The following is a 16,771-nucleotide window of genomic DNA, read 5'->3' as shown; positions in this document are numbered from 1 at the left end:
TCTACCTGAGGTGACATTAATACCCGTGTCCGAACAATTCGGCCCCAGTTTTCAACGAAAGATAGCGACGTGTCAAAAATCATTTCACTGCGGTTCAGGCTCACCATTGTGATCCTCATTGCCTCAAGCGTGGTAACAGCGCTGCCGCTGATGCAATCGGCTCACATGCTGCGTGGGGTGTCTGCCGCAATTGCCGATGACGACGACGATGGCGGCGATGATGATGATGGCGGCGCTAACAGTTCATCGGGAGGCCAGAATGGCGGCAGCGATGACGGCCGTCGTTCAGGCGGAAACTTAGGGTCCTTTTTGAGATGGCCGTTCCAGCGGACAGAGCGCAACCCACCTCGACGTGCGGTATCTGTTCCAGATCGCGCGCCAGACGAAATCGTTACGCTGGGCCTCAACGAAAATTCTATCCTAGAACTGACGCAGGCTGGCTTTGCAGTCAAACAGCGGACGACAATTGCACTCACGGGCAGCGAGTTGGTCAAACTGACGATACCGCGGGGGATGACACTCGATGCTGCCCGGCAGGTCGCTGTGACCGCGGACCCCTCCGCATCGGTCGATTTCAACCATTTCTATCAGCCAGAACAGCAGGAGCCGCCGTCATGCACCGGTACCAGCTGTGAACTTGTCAGGCACGTGGTTGGCTGGCCTTCTGGAAGGGGGCAAACTCAAGCGACAAGCTGTTCTGCACCAATGCCGATCGGCCTGATCGATACGGCTATCAACGCCGGACATCCTTCTCTTTCCAAAGCCAGGATCGAGGTGGTGCAGCTGGAAGATGGTGCGAAGCCGACATCAGGTGAGCAGCACGGTACGGCCGTCGCGGCCCTTCTGGTCGGAGCAGCAGACAGCCGGGCACCTGGCCTTCTCCCTGCAGCTACTCTGGTGGCAATCGATGCTTTCCAGCACTATCGCAAGGCGACCGATATCGCGGACATATACGATCTTGTCAGGGCGCTTGACGTGATGTCGACGCGAAACATCCGGATTGTCAACCTAAGCCTGAGCGGCCCGCCCAACATATTGTTTGAGCAAGTTGTGCGCGCCACAATTTCAAAAGGCACAATTCTAATTGCCGCAGCGGGCAATGACGGTCCAAACGCCAAACCCGTCTATCCCGCAGCCTACCCCGAGGTCATCGCTGTCACTGCCGTGGACAGAAATATGAAGCCCTACCGGCGCGCCGTTCGTGGCGATCATATCGATATCGCCGCACCCGGCGTCGGCGTCTGGACGGCTGCATCTGTTTCCGGCGGCAGACAGAAGACTGGCACCTCTTTCGCCGCGCCCTTCGTAACGGCTGCTGCGTCTTTGCTTCTCGGAGCAAATCCCCGAATGGATCCTGACGACGTGGCCGACGCCCTGACGCGTTCTGCCAGCGACATGGGCGCACCTGGCAAGGATACGATCTTCGGCTGGGGTTTGCTGAACGCACGGGCGCTGTGCCACAGCTGAGAGCGCAAATGAAATGCCCGGCACGAGGCCGGGCATCATTGTCAGACTTCGATGCCGATGGCATCAATCGTCATCGTCATCGTCATCGTCATCATTGTCGTTGTCGCGTGGATCACCGCGAAACCTTGACCATCCATCGTCCCCACCACGATACCGGCCGATAGACCTACGGTCATCATCATCATGATCGACCAGAATGAGTTGCGAGGATGCAGCCAACTGCGGTGGCAGATATGGCATGGCGTTCGCTGCAGGCACCGTGACCGTCAGGGTGGTGGCGGCTAGCAGCGCCTTGGCGCTGCTGGCAAGAAACCGGTTCATCGCTATTCTCCTTCATCTTTGTATCTGTTGCGATGGATGAACGCTGCAGAGGCCAGCTTATTCCGCTGAGGGCCGCTTTTTTTCCGCCTGAGATCGGGCCTTTCAAAAAATGGAGTCGGGCGGGAATATTCTCCATCACGGAACGTTCACAATGGGACCGCGGGATTTGGTACTCCCGTTCTGGCATTTGCCCCCTGGTGAGGGCGTAACCCGAAGGAGAACAACCGGTGGCACATCTGATGTCTTTGCCCGCGGCAAATCCGCAAAATGAGCAGACTGACGGCACGGTTCCCGAGGCACATGTATCCGTGCAAAAACTTAGGCGAGTGGTCGCGGCATTGTTAGTAGTCTTCGCGGGCATACTGATCTTTCTTGCCACAGATGGCCTCACGACGCCGATGCAGGCGACACTCTTTATCTTCGTCTGCGCAATCACGGCCTGGACGATCCTTGAACTGCCGGAGACCCCTGTTGCGTTGGCTGGAGCCCTTGCCCTTGCGATTGTGGGGGCCATTCCGGAGGAACTGGTCTATCGGTCGCTGGGCAATGACATCATCTGGCTTCTTCTATCGGCATTTGTGATTGCAGGTGTGCTGCGCCATGTTGGTCTTATCGAACAGATAACCGCACGCCTGATGCCGCGAATGCGCAGTATAGGTTCGATGTTCTGGATGCTAACGCTTCTGACATTCGCCACCACGTTCATTATCCCATCCACATCCGCCAGGGCCGCCATTCTCATGCCGGTTTATCTTGGGCTGTCTGCCGCTATCGATAATGTGAGGATTTCGCGAGCTCTCAGTCTGCTCTTTCCGTCGGTGATCCTTCTTTCGGCAGGCGCTTCTCTCATCGGCGCAGGCGCGCATCTCGTCGCTGCAGGTTTCCTTTCCAATCTTACCGGGAGCCGTCCCGATTTTATCGACTGGCTGGTGCTGGCAGGTCCTTTTTCGCTGGTCATCTGCCTTATAACTTGCGCGATCCTGCTTCAGGTGTTTCTGACAAAAGAGGAGCGCGATATAACGATAAACAGCAGCCCGGCCCTGAAGCGTCCTGTTGCTTTTTCGCGTCAGCAGATAGCGGTCGCCGGCGTGGTCTGCTGCACCATTGTTTTGTTTGCCACGCAATCCCTTCATGGCATCGGCATGGCGCTCGTCGGCGTAGCCGCAATGCTTGTCCTTTGCGTCCCCAAGCTCTCTGGCACAAACCTGAAGGACGCGTTGAAAACGGTCGAGTGGAACCTGCTCTTATTCATGGCGGGCACTCTGGTCATCGGCGAAGCGCTGATCGACACAGGGACGGCCCAAATGCTGGCGGACAGGCTGGTGAATGTCTTTCGGCAGGGAATGGTTTCCTCCCCGGTTCTCATCATCGCATTTGCCGCGATCGTCGCCACCTTTTCCCACTTGGTGATAACGTCGCGTACGGCACGGGTTACGGTTCTCATTCCGGCTTTCGCCCTGCCCCTGTCGGCGCTGGGCGTCAATCCAGCTGCCCTCGTCATGGTCGTGACGCTCGCAAGCGGGTTCTGCCAAACGACCATGGTATCGGCGAAACCGGTGGCGATGTTCGGGGGTATCGAGCCTGCTGCCTTCACTCAGGCTGATCTGCGAAAGCTCGGCTATTATGTGGCACCGCCCTTCATCATTCTTCTCATTTTACTCGCAACGATCCTCTGGCCCAACCAAGGAACTCCGATGAAATAGTCATCTTAGTCAATCAGTTAAGAACCCAAAACGGCCGCATAATGCGGCCCTTTTTATTTAGCCGAATAAATATCTTCAGGCGCGGAATAAGTGTCCAGCCACCACGTTCCTCCCGTGTCACTCATCTGTCACGAAAGGAACATCCCATGCCATTCCGCGTCGTCGTAGCCCCATCGGGTTTCAAGGAAAGCCTATCCGCAGAACAGGCTGCCGACTGCATCGAAAAAGGCGTGCTGCGCGCTTTCCCAGACGCGGTTGTCATCAAGGCACCCATGGCTGACGGCGGTGAAGGGTTTACCCGCGCGCTAGTCGGTGCCACCAAAGGCACAATCCATCCTGCCATTGTAACTGGCCCACTCGGGCAGCCTGTCGCTACCTTTGTCGGGCTGCTTGGCGGAAGCGCCGATTCTACCGCAGTGATCGAAATGGCCGCCGCGGCCGGCCTCAGTCTCGTTCCGCGTGAATGCCGTAACCCATGCCTAACGACAAGTTACGGCGTTGGTGAACTGGTTCGCGTCGCACTCGATCTTGGCGCGAAGCGGATTCTCTTAGGCTGTGGCGACAGCGGTATTAACGATGGCGGTGCTGGCATGGCACAGGCGTTGGGTGTCCGGCTGACGGACGCCGAAGGCAAAGAACTCGACCGTGGTGGTGCCGCATTGGTGAACCTGAAGTGCGTTGACATCAGTGGCCGCGACCCGCGCCTGTCCCAGGTTCGTATCGACGCTGCCGTGAACTGGCATAACCAGCTTCTCGGCGAGCGCGGTGTGGCTCGCGTTTTCGGCCCGCAGAAGGGGGCAACACCGGAACAGGTCGAGCAATTGGCTGCGGCCATGGAAACCTATGCGACCTGCATCGAAAATGCCACCGGTTACGATGTTGGCTCGGCTCCGGGGGCTGGCGCATCTGGCGGATTGGGTGCTGCCGTTCTCGGTCTGCTCTGCGGCAAGCTTCACCCGCGCTATGATATCGTCATGCAATATCTGGAGATTGACGAATACATCCGCCACGCCGACCTTGTCATCACCGCGGAAGGTAGTCTGGACGGCCAGACGCCATTTGGTAAGGTTCCGGCCGAGGTTGCCCGCCGCGCCAAGCAGGCAGGCGTTCCGGTGGTCGCGCTGGCAGGTACGATCGGCAAGGGTGTGAGGCTCAATCTCAATTGCGGCATAGACGCATTTGCCTCGATCTTGACCCGCCCATGCACGCTGGAGGATGCGATTTCTTCGGCCCCAAAACTTCTTGCCCGCGCCGCAGAAGATGCTGTGAGGATGATCATGATTGGGGCTAACCTGAGATTGCCCATGGCTAAAGCCAGTTAACAAGTGTACGTGGCGAGTGGGTTCAGTCCAACTCAATGAATTTCTGTGCCAGTCTTACCAGTGAGCGCGGCAGCATGCATGCTCCAGATCTCAGCTGCGCTCTTACAACCTGCAATGATCACTTGGGATGTTGAGTGGTTCAATGCGTGTTTTGGTGTTTTCTCCGAAGCTTTCGGCCGGCTCGTCATTCATACTCAGCCTTGATGCAAACCACTTCGAAGGGGTTTGCCTCGAATCTGAACAGGTGTTACGCAACCGCCGCCGCGTAGGATAGCTTCCATGTCACGTGTTCGCAAAGCATTGATAGCGCGTCCTTTCTGGCGCACCAACAGGTCGCGGGCCTATTGAGCATCAGACCAGCTTGTTGCTCAACGGATTTAACCGCAACCAACCGCATCATGGGGCGCGGCACTGCTTCCGTGGTAGCCTCCGCATCAACTGCATCTGTTTTGCCGCATTTGACACAGTGTAACATAGGCAGGCGTCATGATCTTCACCTAGCTTAGAAAGCCCAGGCCAAAATAATGGTAAGCGCCTCCTGCCTCGATACCAACCGAGATGCCGGAACCTTGGCGATATACTCACAACCTCACTTCGCCGGAGCCGACGTGTAATGACGACATTCCCGACACCACCCGTCCGATGCACCTTAAAAACGCTCGTCGCCAAATCAAGCCCTATCGTAGCAATCGGCTCCATGGACGGCTCTCCTCATAGGAGCGTTTCAAAACGATCACACTTAGCTCCACGGGGTGCATCCACCACATCACCCCTATGACATAGGGGTAAGCGGGAAGCTGACCCCATCTGGCGTAGTTAGATCGTACGGCTGTATTGCAGATAGACGATTCACAAACTGTGAGCTTCTATGTCTGCGCCTAGCTCTGGAACCAGAAACTTTCATATGATCGAGGCTGTCCCTGAGCGCTTGGAAGGCGCTCCAAGGCAGTTCCGCCGACGTTGGTCGGATGAATTCAAAGAACATGCTGTTGCAGAGGCGATGGAACCGGGTGCCAGTGTTTCAGCGATCGCACATCGCATCGGAATTCATCCATCGCAGCTATTTGGCTGGCGTCGCGATGCTCGGGAGCGACAGCGATCCGCGTCGTCCGGAGCCGCTGTTTGCACGCAAGCCGGTTCTGGTGGCTCAAATTCGGTGGTTGATGTTGTCATCGGCGATGTTGTTATCCGGGCCGGACCCGATGTTGACGCAGCGCACCTGCAACGGGTGATCCGGGCGGTACTTTCAGCATGATCCCGTCAGGCGTCAAAGTCTTCCTCGCGAGCCATCCAATCGACTTTCGTAAGGGGCCTGATAGCTTGCTGTCGCTAGTGCGCGATGCTGGCAGCGATCCGTTCAACGGAGCGCTCTATGTCTTCCGGGCGAAACGAGCAGACCGGATCAAGATTGTCTGGTGGGATGGCTCATGCGTTTGCCTTTATGCAAAGCGGTTGGAGAAGGCGCAATTTTGCTGGCCGCGCATTGGTCACAACCGGGTCCAGCTCAACAATGCCCAGCTTCTGGCTTTGGTAGATGGAATGGACTGGAAACGCGTTCGATCAACAGCGATCAAGCCACCCGAGATTGTTGGGTAAAAGCCCTGCGACGAATTGAATCATGCACCTAAAACTTCGGGCGGATCACAGCGAAATATGCTCTGATCATACCCATGACGCGACCCGAGATAGAGCTCCCGGATGATGTAGAGGCACTCAAGGCCATGGTTCTTGCCATGACTGAGAAGGCCGCTCGCGTCGAGGCTTTGGAAAAGCAGGTCGACGATCTCGAGGCCCGAAATGCTCATGCCGATGAGCGCATCGAGCGGCTGACACAGATCCTGAAAGCTTTTGACCGCGCGCGCTTCGGGCGGCGTTCAGAGAAACTTGCAGCGGCCAGTGTCGATGACGAGCAGCATACTTTTGTCTTTGAGGAGATCGAGACCGGCATTGCGGCGATCAGGGCCAAGGTTACGAGTGGCATCAACAAAGATGGCAAACGTCCACCGAGGCCACGCAAGGGCTTTGCGCCGCATCTGGAGCGTATCGAGGTGATGATCGAGCCGGAAGACTTGCCGGAGATGTGGGCAAGACAAAAATTCTGATCGGAGAAGACATATCCGAACGATTGGATGTCGTTGCAGCGATGTTCCGTGTCATTGTCACGCGCCGTCCCAAATACGCTTTTAAGAACGAAGACGGCGTGATCCAGGCCGCGGCCCCGACACATATCATTGAGGCGGGCATTCCAACAGAAGCGCTTCTGGCTCAGATCGCCGTGTCCAAATATGCCGATGGGCTACCACTCTATCGGCAGGAAGCGATTTACGCCCGCGACAAGGTCGAACTTGACCGCAGGCTCATGGCTCAATGGATGGGAAAGCTGGGGTTCGAGCTCGACATCCTCGCCGATTATATCCTCAACGAAATCAAGAAGGCGGAACGAATATTTGCCGACGAGACGACCCTGCCGACGCTTGCGCCCGGGTCGGGGTCGGCAAAAACCGCATGGCTATGGGCGTATGCCAGGGATGACCGACCGTTCGGAGGCAACGGTCCGCCGATGGTGGCCTATCGCTTCGAAGACAGTCGGGCGACCGATTGCGTGGCACGGCACCTCAGCGGCTATCGCGGGATTCTGCAGGTTGACGGGTACGGGGCCTACAGCAAGCTTGTCCGCAAGGACGGCGGCAACGACGGCGTTACTCTGGCTGGCTGCTGGGCACATAGCCGCCGCAAGTTCTATGAATTGCATGTCGCCAAGAGCTCCAAGGTCGCCACAGAGACGGTCGAGCGCATGGCAGAGCTCTGGGAAATAGAGGACACAGTCCGTGGTCAAAGCCCTGAGGCGCGTGTCGCAGCCCGACAAGAACGCGCGGCAGAGATCGTCCGAGATCTGTTCGCTCTCCGGCAGACGACCCTGCCGCGCGTGCCGACTAAATCCAAACTCGCTGAAGCTCTACGGTACTCGATCAAGCGTCGTGACGTCTTCGAACGCTTCCTGACCGACGGCCGTGTCGAGATCGACTCCAACATAGTCGAGCGAGCGATCAGACCGCAGGCGATTACAAGAAAAAATAGCCTCTTCGCTGGCAGTGATGGTGGCGGCAGGACATGGGCGACAATCGCGACGCTACTGCAGACTGCAAAGATGAATTCTGTCGATCCCCAGGCCTGGCTGACGCAGACGCTCGAGCGCCTTGCAAATGGCTGGCCTAGCAGCGAAATCCATACCCTTATGCCGTGGAGCTACAGGGCCTGAACGGCCTAAGCTTGCCGCTTACAATTCTTGCATATTGCGCCGAGTTTTACATTCCCAAACAGCCAACGTAGCTACTCAACCTAGTTGACCAGTGATGTGCGGGAAGCGCTCGCTGCTTCCCTGGCGTACCCATGCATGACGGCCCCAATCTGATAATCCGCAACTATCCCAACGCAAAATCTCAAGTTCATGCTGACCCGCAACGCCTGCTAAGCTTAGCGTTCGCGGTTATGATAGCCTAACTGCCATTATGCTTGATGTGTGGTCTAGTGCTGTGAACGTAATCTTCTATCCATCATCTGTTCATGAAGCAGCCACGCCAGCTTCAGAGAGGACATCCATATTCCTGTTGTCGCTCACAACGAGCAATCAAACAGGAGACACATATGCGCTGGATAGCCAAGGCGACTGCCATAACGGGAACTGCCCTGCTTATGACCGCCGGCGTCGTGAACGCCGTCGAAATCCATAACGGGGCCATCAGCGAGGCTGAGGTCCTTCAGACACAAAAGGCATGGGGCGAGGCTCTGGTGGCCATTTCCCGAGAATACGAAGAAAAGGGTGCAAAGCCCGCCCATGACATGGCGGCGAAGGTAATCGATGCGGCCTACGGCTACCAGTTGGGTCCGGTGCTTTTCAAACCGACCTTGACGCAGGAACCTCAAACATTCCGTACCGATCGTGAAGGCGCCCTTGCGTATTTCGTAGGTCAAAACCCGAAATACCCTACCGATACGGGCTTTGCGCTGAAGGGATGGCGTGAAGTCGACGTCAAGAATGCTGCCATTCTTCTGGATGGCGAATACGCGACGACCTTGGGCAAGGTATCCTTCACCGACAAGGACGGTAAGGTGACGACCGTCGACAAGTCGTGGACGTTCAAGAAGGATGATGAGGGAACGATCCGTATCGTTCAGCATCACTCCTCACTGCCTTACGCCGTCAAGTAATATCGGCCTGAAGCAGGAAGCGACTACCGATCTGTTTCAAGACGGTAGCCGATGCCCCGAACAGTTGTGATGCAGGATCGACCCTCCGACGAGCGGTCGATCTTTGCACGCAACCGACGCACATAGACATCGACGACATTTGTCAGCGGGTCCTCGCCAGCACCCCAGATATTCGCCAAAATCCGTTCCCGGCTGAGAACGCGTCCTGGTGCCGACAAGAAGAGCTCAAGGAGTGCAAGTTCCTTTGCTGTCAACAAAATTTCGTCGCCCTCCACGGTAACCCGCATGGACTCCCGGTCCAGTTCCAGCAGTCCGACGGACAAAATCTTTGGCCCAAGCGGGCGCAGATCGATGGGGCGGCGCATGAGCGCTTCTATACGTGCCAGCAGTTCTTCGAACGAAAATGGCTTGACCAGATAGTCGTCAGCGCCCATGCGCAATCCCGAGATGCGATCATTCACCGACCCAAGTGCGGTCAACATCAAGATCGGTGCGGATATCCCGCTGGCGCGGAGCGTCTGGCAGACATCGGAACCGTTGATGATCGGCAGCATGAGATCGAGCAAAATGGCACCGTTCGCGCCTGTGGAGCGCCATTCCTGCCATAACTCGTGAGCGCGTTCGATACCGGTCGGGCCATCGCGTGCGACGGTGACGCTGTAGCCCTCCGCGCGTAATCCGCGCTCCAGAAAATCTGCCACCCTCGGATCGTCTTCTATGATGAGTATGTTCACTTCTTCGTCTCCACGACGGGTTCAAGAACGGCAGCGTTTCTGAACAATGGCAACCGAAGCATGGCCGTCGTCCCTTCGTCACTATCGCTGGAAAGGGTGATCGTTCCCTCATGTGCCGATATCAGATGTTTGGCGATGGACAACCCGAGACCCGTGCCTTCCGGGCGATGAAGCCTTGCATTGTTGCCGCGGAAATTTCGGTCGAAAACGTGGTCGATGGCGTCAGGCTCGATGCCTATTCCGTGGTCGCGAACGATCAGTTCCCAGGTTTTGCCGACAACGCTGGACGCAACTTCGACGTGACCATCGTGGGGTGAATAGCGGATGGCATTATCCAACAGGATAGCGATGACCTGCCTCAAACGAAAAGCGTCGCCGGCCACAATCGTCTCCGCATCCTCGATATCCGTCGTGACCGTGACACTGCGCTGATTGGCCAAGGCGGCGGCACTCAACAGCGCTTCCTCAAGCGGACCTGCAATATCAATCGGCTCCCTGTTCAGCGCCAACGTCTCATCTTCGCCACGCGACATCATCAGGAGGTCGTCGATCAGGCTTCCCATCTGGCTCGCCGCCTGGCCTATGCGCGCGAGCGATCCGCGATAGTCGTCATCCGCCTTTTGCCCGCGCAACGCAATCTCCGCTTCACCCCGGATTGCTGTCGTCGGTGTGCGCAACTCGTGGCTGATATCGGCCAGCAAACTGCGCCGACGACCTTCAGACGCACGCAATCGCGACAAGGCATTCTCAAGGGCAGACGTTCGCTCTCTGACCTGTTGCTCGAGCACGGTGCGGTGGTTGGCTTCTTCATTTCGTCTTAGCAAAAGCTCGGACGCCATTCGGTTGATGCTGGCAGCAAATCGGCCGAATTCGTCGGTGGTCGTCACGGGGATACGATGTTGGAGCCGACCGGCTTCATAAGCCCTTGCCCCTTCCGACATTTGCTGGAGCGGGCGACGGATGGCATTGGCGATGGCGTAAGCCAATCCCATGCCAATGACGGCGATGATGAACGTCAAGACCGCAAGTACGCGATTCAGCTGCAGGAGAGCGGCATCCGCATTGGCGCGCGTGATGTTGAGTTGCGACCGTTCCTTGGCGATGGTGTTGTTGAGGACTTCGCGAAGATCCCGCCCGGCTCCCTGATCGAAAACTTTCTCGATGGAGGCCCAGGCCGTTCGCACATCATCTGCTCCCGTATGAGACCTGATGTCTTCGATGGCAGGTTTCAGTGCAATGACACTTCCGGAGATCAGCTGCAAGGCTTCATCGCGCGCATCGTCATCATCGGCGGGTGCACCGGCCAGATGATCCATCCTACGCGTTTCTTGGCTGATACGCTGAAGCTGTTCGATGGTCGCAGCCATATGATTGCGCAGAATTTCGCCGTCGCTTGGAGCATGATCTGCGCCAATCAGCGCCCGCAAAGACCACGCGCGCAGCCGCTGTTTGGTTGCCGACAGCTCCAGCAGACCGGAAAGAATATCTCCCGCATATCGTCCGCGAACGACCTGCTGTTCTGCCTCTGTGGCGATGTGTCTGTTAAGTAGACCTTGGGACACGATAAGAATAGCCAGAACTGCAAACGCCGAGACCAGTCTTATCGTGAAGTCAAACCGCCTCATCCTCACTCTCCCATTAGGCAAACGTTACGCGCCTGCATCTCACCCTATAAAAGCGTTGGCTGATCGCTGAGTTAGCGATCCACCTAGAATGGACTTTGCGGTTTTTATCTGACTGAGCAAGCCTCACTGCTGTCAAAGCGCAAAGGGCCTCGCCGAACGCCAGACTTTGGACAATCTCATGAGGAGCGTCTGGAAAACTGAACGTGATATGACGCAAAAATCCTAAGCGGCCACATCCAAATCGACGAACCTGAATGCATCAGCTTTATCACGTGGATGGATTCCATTAGAAACCAACCACGAACCGAAACATGTATCGCCAGGCTCTAAGGATAAAGGTGATGGGTATTTGCATCGAAGATTGTCTGACCGAAAACGATGCGAACATTCGTGGCGTCAAGCTCTTGATGAGAATCGAACCAGTGACCTGCAATTCTAAAGGCTTAGGCGGCCCAGGGATTGATAACTCTCAATCCGGCTACTTCAAATGGGCTTGTATCTCGCGTTGCGACCGCGAGATGGTTTTCTGCAGCCGTAGCAGCAATGTATCCATCAGCCTTCCCGATCGCCTTTCCGGATGTTCGGGCGCTGGCCATCAGGTCCGCGTATAATTGGGAGGTACCCACCGCAATGCCAAGACGGCAAAGCGTTTGATGCACAAGCTCCTGAAAGCGCAAGGCCGCGCGCCGAGTATAAGATAACCGACAAGTCGCGGTCGTAGAATGCAGCGAAGCGGGCAAATTTGGCTGGCGTCGACCACCGTTGTCAGGGGACTGAACAATCGAGCGGGGGGCTCCCATCAACCCGTCTGAATACGGGAGAGGATCATGAAGCGCTTCAAGTCAGCTCGACAGCTTCAGCGTTTCGTTTCTAACCACGACTAGATCACCAACCTCTCAACGTTCCCGCCATGATATTCCATCTGCGCAACACCGCGATCTGCGATCAGCAGCCACGCTAGCATTGCGGCAAGTCGGACGCCTTCACGCCGCGTAAGCCAGAACCTCACGCGCTTAGAATGGTGTCACGGATTTAAGCTTACAGTGCCAAAATCAGTTATTCTGTGAAAGCCTCCTCACGTTTCCGGCGGATACTCGGTGCCAGCACGAGTGCTAGCACCACGACGGCGAACACCAGCAATGATAGGCTGAGGGGGCTACGCAGAAAGATTGACGGATCGCCCTGGCTAATGAGCATCGCGCGGCGCAGGTTCTCTTCCAGCATTGGCCCGAGAATGAACCCAAGCAAAAGCGGCGCGGGCTCGAAGCGCATCTTCGTGAGCGCGAAACCAACAATGCTGAAGCCTGCCATGACGAAGACGTCGAAGACGCTGTTGTTGATGCTGTAGGCACCGATGCAGCAGAAGGCGATGATCGCCGGAAACAGCAAATGGTAGGGTACGGTCAGCATGCGCACCCAAAGTCCGATAAGCGGGAGGTTGAGGATCACGAGCATCAGATTGCCCGACCACATTGAGACGATCATGCCCCAGAACAGTTCCGGCTCGTCGGAAATGACGTTTGGTCCGGGTGTGATACCCTGGATGATCATCGCCCCCACCATCAGTGCCATGACTGGATTGCCGGGAATACCGAGTGTCAGCATCGGAATAAATGACGTCTGCGCCCCGGCATTGTTCGCTGATTCCGGTGCGGCAACGCCCTCTATGGCTCCCTTGCCGAATTCGGCCCGGTTCGGGGATATCCGCTTTTCCATCGCATAGGCGGCGAACGAGGCAAGCATCGCCCCGCCCCCCGGCAATACACCGAGGAACGAGCCAAGCGCAGTGCCGCGCAGAACAGGCGCGATGATCCGCTTCAAATCCTCTTTCGTCAGCATCAGGCCGGTCACCTTCTTGACTCCGACCGAACGCTCTTGCTCGTTCTCCAGATTGCGCAGGATCTCGCATATCCCGAATATGCCCATGCTGACTGCGACGAAGTTTAAACCATCGTAGAGTTCCGGGACGTCGAACACATAACGGGGCGTACCACTTTCGACATCCGTCCCGATCGTCCCTAGCACAAGTCCGAAAACTATCATCGCAAACGCCTTCAGCAACGATCCGCTGGCAAGCGCCACCGATGCCACAAGGCCGAGGACCATGAGCGAGAAATATTCCGCCGGCCCAAAATTAAGTGCCACCGCGGCAAGTGGCGGGGCTGCGACGGCGAGCAGGATGGTCGCCACCGTTCCCGCGAAGAAGGAACCGAGAGCCGCTGTCGCAAGCGCCGCGCCCGCTCGGCCATTGCGCGCCATCTGGTAACCGTCGATCGCGGTGACGACGGATGAGCTCTCACCCGGCAGGTTGATGAGAATGGCTGTGGTCGAGCCTCCATACTGGGCCCCATAGAAGATGCCGGCCAGCATGATGAGTGCGGATTCCGGCGGCAGACCGAAGGTGATAGGTAAAAGCATGGCGATGGTCGCGGTCGGTCCCAGCCCCGGCAGAACGCCGATCGCGGTGCCCAAAAGGCAGCCAACAAAGCCGTAGAACAGGTTCATCGGCATGAATGCTGTCGAGGCACCCAGCCAGAGGTTAGAGAAGATATCCATAAGCAATCCAATCCGGTTTCGTCGGCTGGCTGCGAGCGTTAAGTGAGGTCGCCGATGAATGGCACCCACGGTCCGAAGGCGCTAACAGGAAGCGACAGAAGTTTCGTGAACACCAGCACAGAACAGACGGCCAGAAAGAGGCCGAGCAGGATCGAATGACGCCAGTTGGCATAACGGCTCGCCGCCCCTACCCCGGCTATTAGCAGCACGATGGTGGGAGCGAGACCGAGACCGGACAATAGCAGCCCGAAGCCCACCGGCGCTGCGATTACCAAGCTGTACGCCTTCCAGTTCCACACATCCGGCTCGCTGTCTTCAGCATCAACCATAAGCGACTGAACGATGATCATCGCGCCGATCGCCAACAGAATGAGGCTCAGCATCGTCGGAAAATAGCCTGGACCCATGCGAAAGGAGTCTCCGACTTCCAGTTCCCGACCGAACCATAAAAAAAGCAGTCCGACACAGATCATTGTCACACCGCCAACAAAGTCGCGGCCATTTCTAATTTTCAGCATGGCATGATACTCGCGTGTGAAAGACGTGCCGGCCGACGACTAGTCCCCAGCCGACGGATTGCCTTACTGCAGCGGCACGTTGGCCGCCTTGATTACGTCGGCCCACTTTGCTGTTTCCTTGTCGATGAAGACTTGGAATTCGGCAGACGTATTGCCAACCGGCGTCACGCCCATCGCCTTGAGCTTTTCCTGCATTGCCGGCTCGGCGATGATCGCCTGCACTTCCTTGCTAAGCTTTTCGACGATTTCCGGTGGCGTGCCGGGAGGCGCGAAGAGGCCGTGCCACGAGGTCGCGTCGAAGCCGGGAATGACGCTCGCCATGGTTGGTACGTCGGGCAGGAGAGCGGCCTTTTCCAGGCTGGTGACGGCCAACGCCTTGACCTTGCCGGCCTTCACCTGCTGGGCAGCCGTGGGAATGTTGTCGAACATCATATCAACGTGTCCCGCGACGACATCGAGGATGGCCTGGCTGCTGCCCTTGTAGGGTACATGAGTGATCTTGATGTCGGCCTTCGTCGCTAGCAACTCGCCCGCCAGGTGGATCGACGTGCCCACGCCCGAAGATGCGTATGTGTGCTTACCCGGCTCCGTCTTCAGGAACGCAATCAGTTCCTCGACATTGTTGGCCTTGATCTTGTCGGGGTTGACGACCAGAACGTTGGGCAGGCTGGCGATAAGAGAAATTGGCGCGAAGCCCTTTTCCTTGTCATAAGGCAGTTTTTTGTAAAGAGTCTGGTTGATGGCATTCGAGCTCACCGTGCCCATGCCTATGGTATAGCCATCGGGCTTGGAACGGGCGAGATCGCCAAGACCGATGTTCCCACCAGCGCCCGGCTTGTTTTCAACGATGAAACGCTGTCCCAGCCGCTTGTCGAGTTCTTCCGCGACGAGGCGGCCGAAAGTGTCCGTATTGCCACCCGCCGCGAATGGAACGACCACGGTTACGGTCTTGGTTGGATAGTCCTGCGCATGGCTCGGCTGGAGGCCGGATGCACATATTACGGCCATAGCGGCCGCAAACGTCGTTAAACGTTTGAGGTTCATTGTAATTCCTCCACTTGTCCGGCGTCTGGCCGGCCCCATTAGACCACTCCCGGCATCCTCCTACCGGTAAAATGGAAGCGCTTTCATTCTACTGTGAAAATCCTCGGCTGCAACCTTGATGCGCGAAATAATTGTAACTGTAATTCAATATGTTAGTGATTTTAACGGCATTTCAATAATCGGATCCCTTGATTACGACAGGAATGAAAGCGTAACTCATTTTAACAGGAGCGATGATCATGTCTGACTATGACAAGCGAAGGCACATCACGACCAGTGGCCCGGTAACGCTCGCTGATATCGCCAAACTCGCTGGCGTCTCGCCCGTTACCGTATCGCGCGCCATTAATACCCCGGCACTGGTCAAACCGCGAACCTTGGAAGCGATCGAGAAGGTCATCGCTCGAACAGGGTATGTGCCGAACCTTCTGGCTGGCGGCCTTGCCTCCAGAAAGACCCGACTGATCGCAGCAATTGTTCCGTCGGTCGCCAGCACTATTTTTGCCGAAACCATTGAAGGCCTTAATGCCGAACTGGTCTCCGCCGGTTACCAACTTCTACTCGGTTTATCCGGGTACGATGCCAAACGTGAGTTGGAGCTCACCCGCGCCATCCTTGCCCGGCGTCCCGACGGCATTATCCTGACCGGCATCACCCATCTTAAAGAAACCCGAGCCATGCTCACAGGTGCTGGCCTCCCGATCGTCGAAATTTGGGATTCAACACCCTCGCCACTCGATACCGCGGTCGGATTTTCACACGATGGCGTCGGCGCAATGGCCGCCGAGCATCTACTCATCCGTGGCTATGATCGCTATGCACAGATCGGCGCCAACGACCCACGTGCAGTCCAACGTCGCGATGGCTTCGTCAATCGCCTCAAGGGCATTGCAAATGTCGAGCTTCCGGAGCTGGAAATGAGCTCCCCGTCGACCTTCCGTGATGGACGCCTTGCGATGGCGCAACTCCTCACTCGCGGCGAAGATACGCTGGGCGTCTTTTGCTCGTCGGATGTGGTTGCCCATGGCGCCCTTGCAGAAGCGCACGCACGAGGATGCCGCATGCCCGATAAGCTAGCCATTATCGGCTTCGGTGACTTCGACTTCGCACCCCATACACATCCGCCGCTCACCACAATACGGATCGACCGCCGCGATATCGGCACCCAGGCGGCACGGTCTATCCTCCGAAAAATTGAAGGTGACCCAAATGTCGAAACGATGATTACCATCGACTTCCACATCGTCGCCCGAGGAACAGCCTGAAGTACGT

The 16,771-nt window shown here is 56.9% G+C and carries 13 protein-coding genes and 3 pseudogenes; 9 read left to right on the top strand and 7 right to left on the bottom strand.

Annotated features, from left to right (window positions below):
• Nucleotides 1-69 precede the first annotated feature (69 nt).
• Complete coding sequence (locus tag ACZ5A6_RS24315; protein WP_464111562.1) at nucleotides 70-1,467, top strand: S8 family serine peptidase; 1,398 nt, start codon at nucleotides 70-72, stop codon at nucleotides 1,465-1,467.
• Between the two features lie 63 nt (nucleotides 1,468-1,530).
• On the opposite strand, the gene ACZ5A6_RS24310 is transcribed toward ACZ5A6_RS24315, so the two are convergent.
• Entirely contained in the window at nucleotides 1,531-1,788 is a 258-nt protein-coding gene (locus ACZ5A6_RS24310; protein ID WP_464111561.1) for a hypothetical protein, read from the bottom strand.
• A gap of 227 nt (nucleotides 1,789-2,015) precedes the next feature.
• Between ACZ5A6_RS24310 and ACZ5A6_RS24305 the strand changes: the two genes are divergently transcribed.
• From ACZ5A6_RS24305 to ACZ5A6_RS24280, 6 genes and pseudogenes are all read left to right on the top strand, one after another.
• Nucleotides 2,016-3,491, top strand: coding sequence for an SLC13 family permease (locus ACZ5A6_RS24305; protein WP_464111560.1), 1,476 nt, complete (start codon nucleotides 2,016-2,018; stop codon nucleotides 3,489-3,491).
• Between the two features lie 146 nt (nucleotides 3,492-3,637).
• A complete protein-coding gene (locus ACZ5A6_RS24300; protein ID WP_112402792.1) occupies nucleotides 3,638-4,813 on the top strand; it encodes a glycerate kinase family protein in 1,176 nt (391 codons plus the stop codon).
• A 904-nt stretch (nucleotides 4,814-5,717) separates the two neighbouring features.
• Nucleotides 5,718-6,068: a transposase gene (locus ACZ5A6_RS24295; protein WP_464111559.1), complete on the top strand. Its 351-nt coding sequence runs from the start codon at nucleotides 5,718-5,720 to the stop codon at nucleotides 6,066-6,068.
• Nucleotides 6,065-6,409, top strand: a complete 345-nt coding sequence (gene tnpB, locus ACZ5A6_RS24290; protein ID WP_464111558.1) for an IS66 family insertion sequence element accessory protein TnpB — start codon at nucleotides 6,065-6,067, stop codon at nucleotides 6,407-6,409. Before ACZ5A6_RS24295 ends, tnpB begins: the two co-directional genes overlap by 4 nt.
• 74 nt (nucleotides 6,410-6,483) lie before the next feature.
• Nucleotides 6,484-8,072, top strand: a pseudogene (tnpC, locus tag ACZ5A6_RS24285) (IS66 family transposase).
• Between the two features lie 386 nt (nucleotides 8,073-8,458).
• Nucleotides 8,459-9,022 (top strand): hypothetical protein, encoded by a 564-nt coding sequence (locus ACZ5A6_RS24280; protein WP_112402788.1) that lies wholly within the window; start codon nucleotides 8,459-8,461, stop codon nucleotides 9,020-9,022.
• A gap of 23 nt (nucleotides 9,023-9,045) precedes the next feature.
• Here ACZ5A6_RS24280 and ACZ5A6_RS24275 read toward each other — a convergent pair whose 3' ends face one another.
• The 3 genes and pseudogenes from ACZ5A6_RS24275 to ACZ5A6_RS24265 form a co-directional block, all read right to left on the bottom strand.
• Complete coding sequence (locus ACZ5A6_RS24275) at nucleotides 9,046-9,756, bottom strand: response regulator transcription factor (protein ID WP_112402787.1); 711 nt, start codon at nucleotides 9,754-9,756, stop codon at nucleotides 9,046-9,048.
• Nucleotides 9,753-11,381, bottom strand: a complete 1,629-nt coding sequence (locus ACZ5A6_RS24270; RefSeq protein WP_112402786.1) for a sensor histidine kinase — start codon at nucleotides 11,379-11,381, stop codon at nucleotides 9,753-9,755. The genes ACZ5A6_RS24275 and ACZ5A6_RS24270 overlap by 4 nt, the downstream gene beginning before the upstream one ends.
• 443 nt (nucleotides 11,382-11,824) lie before the next feature.
• Nucleotides 11,825-11,998, bottom strand: a pseudogene (locus tag ACZ5A6_RS24265) (PIN domain-containing protein); the annotation flags it as partial.
• A 3-nt stretch (nucleotides 11,999-12,001) separates the two neighbouring features.
• On the opposite strand from ACZ5A6_RS24265, the pseudogene ACZ5A6_RS24260 reads away from it, so the two are divergent.
• A pseudogene (locus ACZ5A6_RS24260) lies at nucleotides 12,002-12,377 on the top strand (DDE-type integrase/transposase/recombinase); the annotation flags it as partial.
• Nucleotides 12,378-12,437: 60 nt separating this feature from the next.
• Here the strand turns inward: ACZ5A6_RS24260 and ACZ5A6_RS24255 are convergent.
• From ACZ5A6_RS24255 to ACZ5A6_RS24245, 3 genes are all read right to left on the bottom strand, one after another.
• Nucleotides 12,438-13,937: a tripartite tricarboxylate transporter permease gene (locus ACZ5A6_RS24255; RefSeq protein ID WP_162714155.1), complete on the bottom strand. Its 1,500-nt coding sequence runs from the start codon at nucleotides 13,935-13,937 to the stop codon at nucleotides 12,438-12,440.
• A gap of 38 nt (nucleotides 13,938-13,975) precedes the next feature.
• A complete protein-coding gene (locus ACZ5A6_RS24250; RefSeq protein ID WP_112402784.1) occupies nucleotides 13,976-14,455 on the bottom strand; it encodes a tripartite tricarboxylate transporter TctB family protein in 480 nt (159 codons plus the stop codon).
• 63 nt (nucleotides 14,456-14,518) lie between these two features.
• Nucleotides 14,519-15,499 carry a Bug family tripartite tricarboxylate transporter substrate binding protein gene (locus ACZ5A6_RS24245; RefSeq protein WP_042615818.1) on the bottom strand — a complete coding sequence of 327 codons (981 nt, stop codon included), beginning with the start codon at nucleotides 15,497-15,499 and terminating at the stop codon, nucleotides 14,519-14,521.
• A 239-nt stretch (nucleotides 15,500-15,738) separates the two neighbouring features.
• On the opposite strand from ACZ5A6_RS24245, the gene ACZ5A6_RS24240 reads away from it, so the two are divergent.
• Nucleotides 15,739-16,764 carry a LacI family DNA-binding transcriptional regulator gene (locus ACZ5A6_RS24240; RefSeq protein WP_112402809.1) on the top strand — a complete coding sequence of 342 codons (1,026 nt, stop codon included), beginning with the start codon at nucleotides 15,739-15,741 and terminating at the stop codon, nucleotides 16,762-16,764.
• Nucleotides 16,765-16,771 lie beyond the last annotated feature (7 nt).

Source organism: Agrobacterium sp. 6Ca8, assembly GCF_055382765.1.
This window is presented reverse-complemented; position numbering and strand designations above follow the sequence as displayed.

Excerpts from the sequence above, each read along its gene's own strand:
- ACZ5A6_RS24245 (WP_042615818.1), bottom strand. The coding sequence starts at position 15,499 with ATGAACCTCAAACGTTTAACGACGTTTGCGGCCGCTATGGCCGTAATA.
- ACZ5A6_RS24250 (WP_112402784.1), bottom strand. The coding sequence starts at position 14,455 with ATGCTGAAAATTAGAAATGGCCGCGACTTTGTTGGCGGTGTGACAATG.
- ACZ5A6_RS24295 (WP_464111559.1), top strand. The coding sequence starts at position 5,718 with ATGATCGAGGCTGTCCCTGAGCGCTTGGAAGGCGCTCCAAGGCAGTTC.
- ACZ5A6_RS24310 (WP_464111561.1), bottom strand. The coding sequence starts at position 1,788 with ATGAACCGGTTTCTTGCCAGCAGCGCCAAGGCGCTGCTAGCCGCCACC.
- ACZ5A6_RS24255 (WP_162714155.1), bottom strand. The coding sequence starts at position 13,937 with ATGGATATCTTCTCTAACCTCTGGCTGGGTGCCTCGACAGCATTCATG.
- ACZ5A6_RS24240 (WP_112402809.1), top strand. The coding sequence starts at position 15,739 with ATGTCTGACTATGACAAGCGAAGGCACATCACGACCAGTGGCCCGGTA.
- ACZ5A6_RS24270 (WP_112402786.1), bottom strand. The coding sequence starts at position 11,381 with ATGAGGCGGTTTGACTTCACGATAAGACTGGTCTCGGCGTTTGCAGTT.
- ACZ5A6_RS24300 (WP_112402792.1), top strand. The coding sequence starts at position 3,638 with ATGCCATTCCGCGTCGTCGTAGCCCCATCGGGTTTCAAGGAAAGCCTA.
- tnpB (WP_464111558.1), top strand. The coding sequence starts at position 6,065 with ATGATCCCGTCAGGCGTCAAAGTCTTCCTCGCGAGCCATCCAATCGAC.
- ACZ5A6_RS24280 (WP_112402788.1), top strand. The coding sequence starts at position 8,459 with ATGCGCTGGATAGCCAAGGCGACTGCCATAACGGGAACTGCCCTGCTT.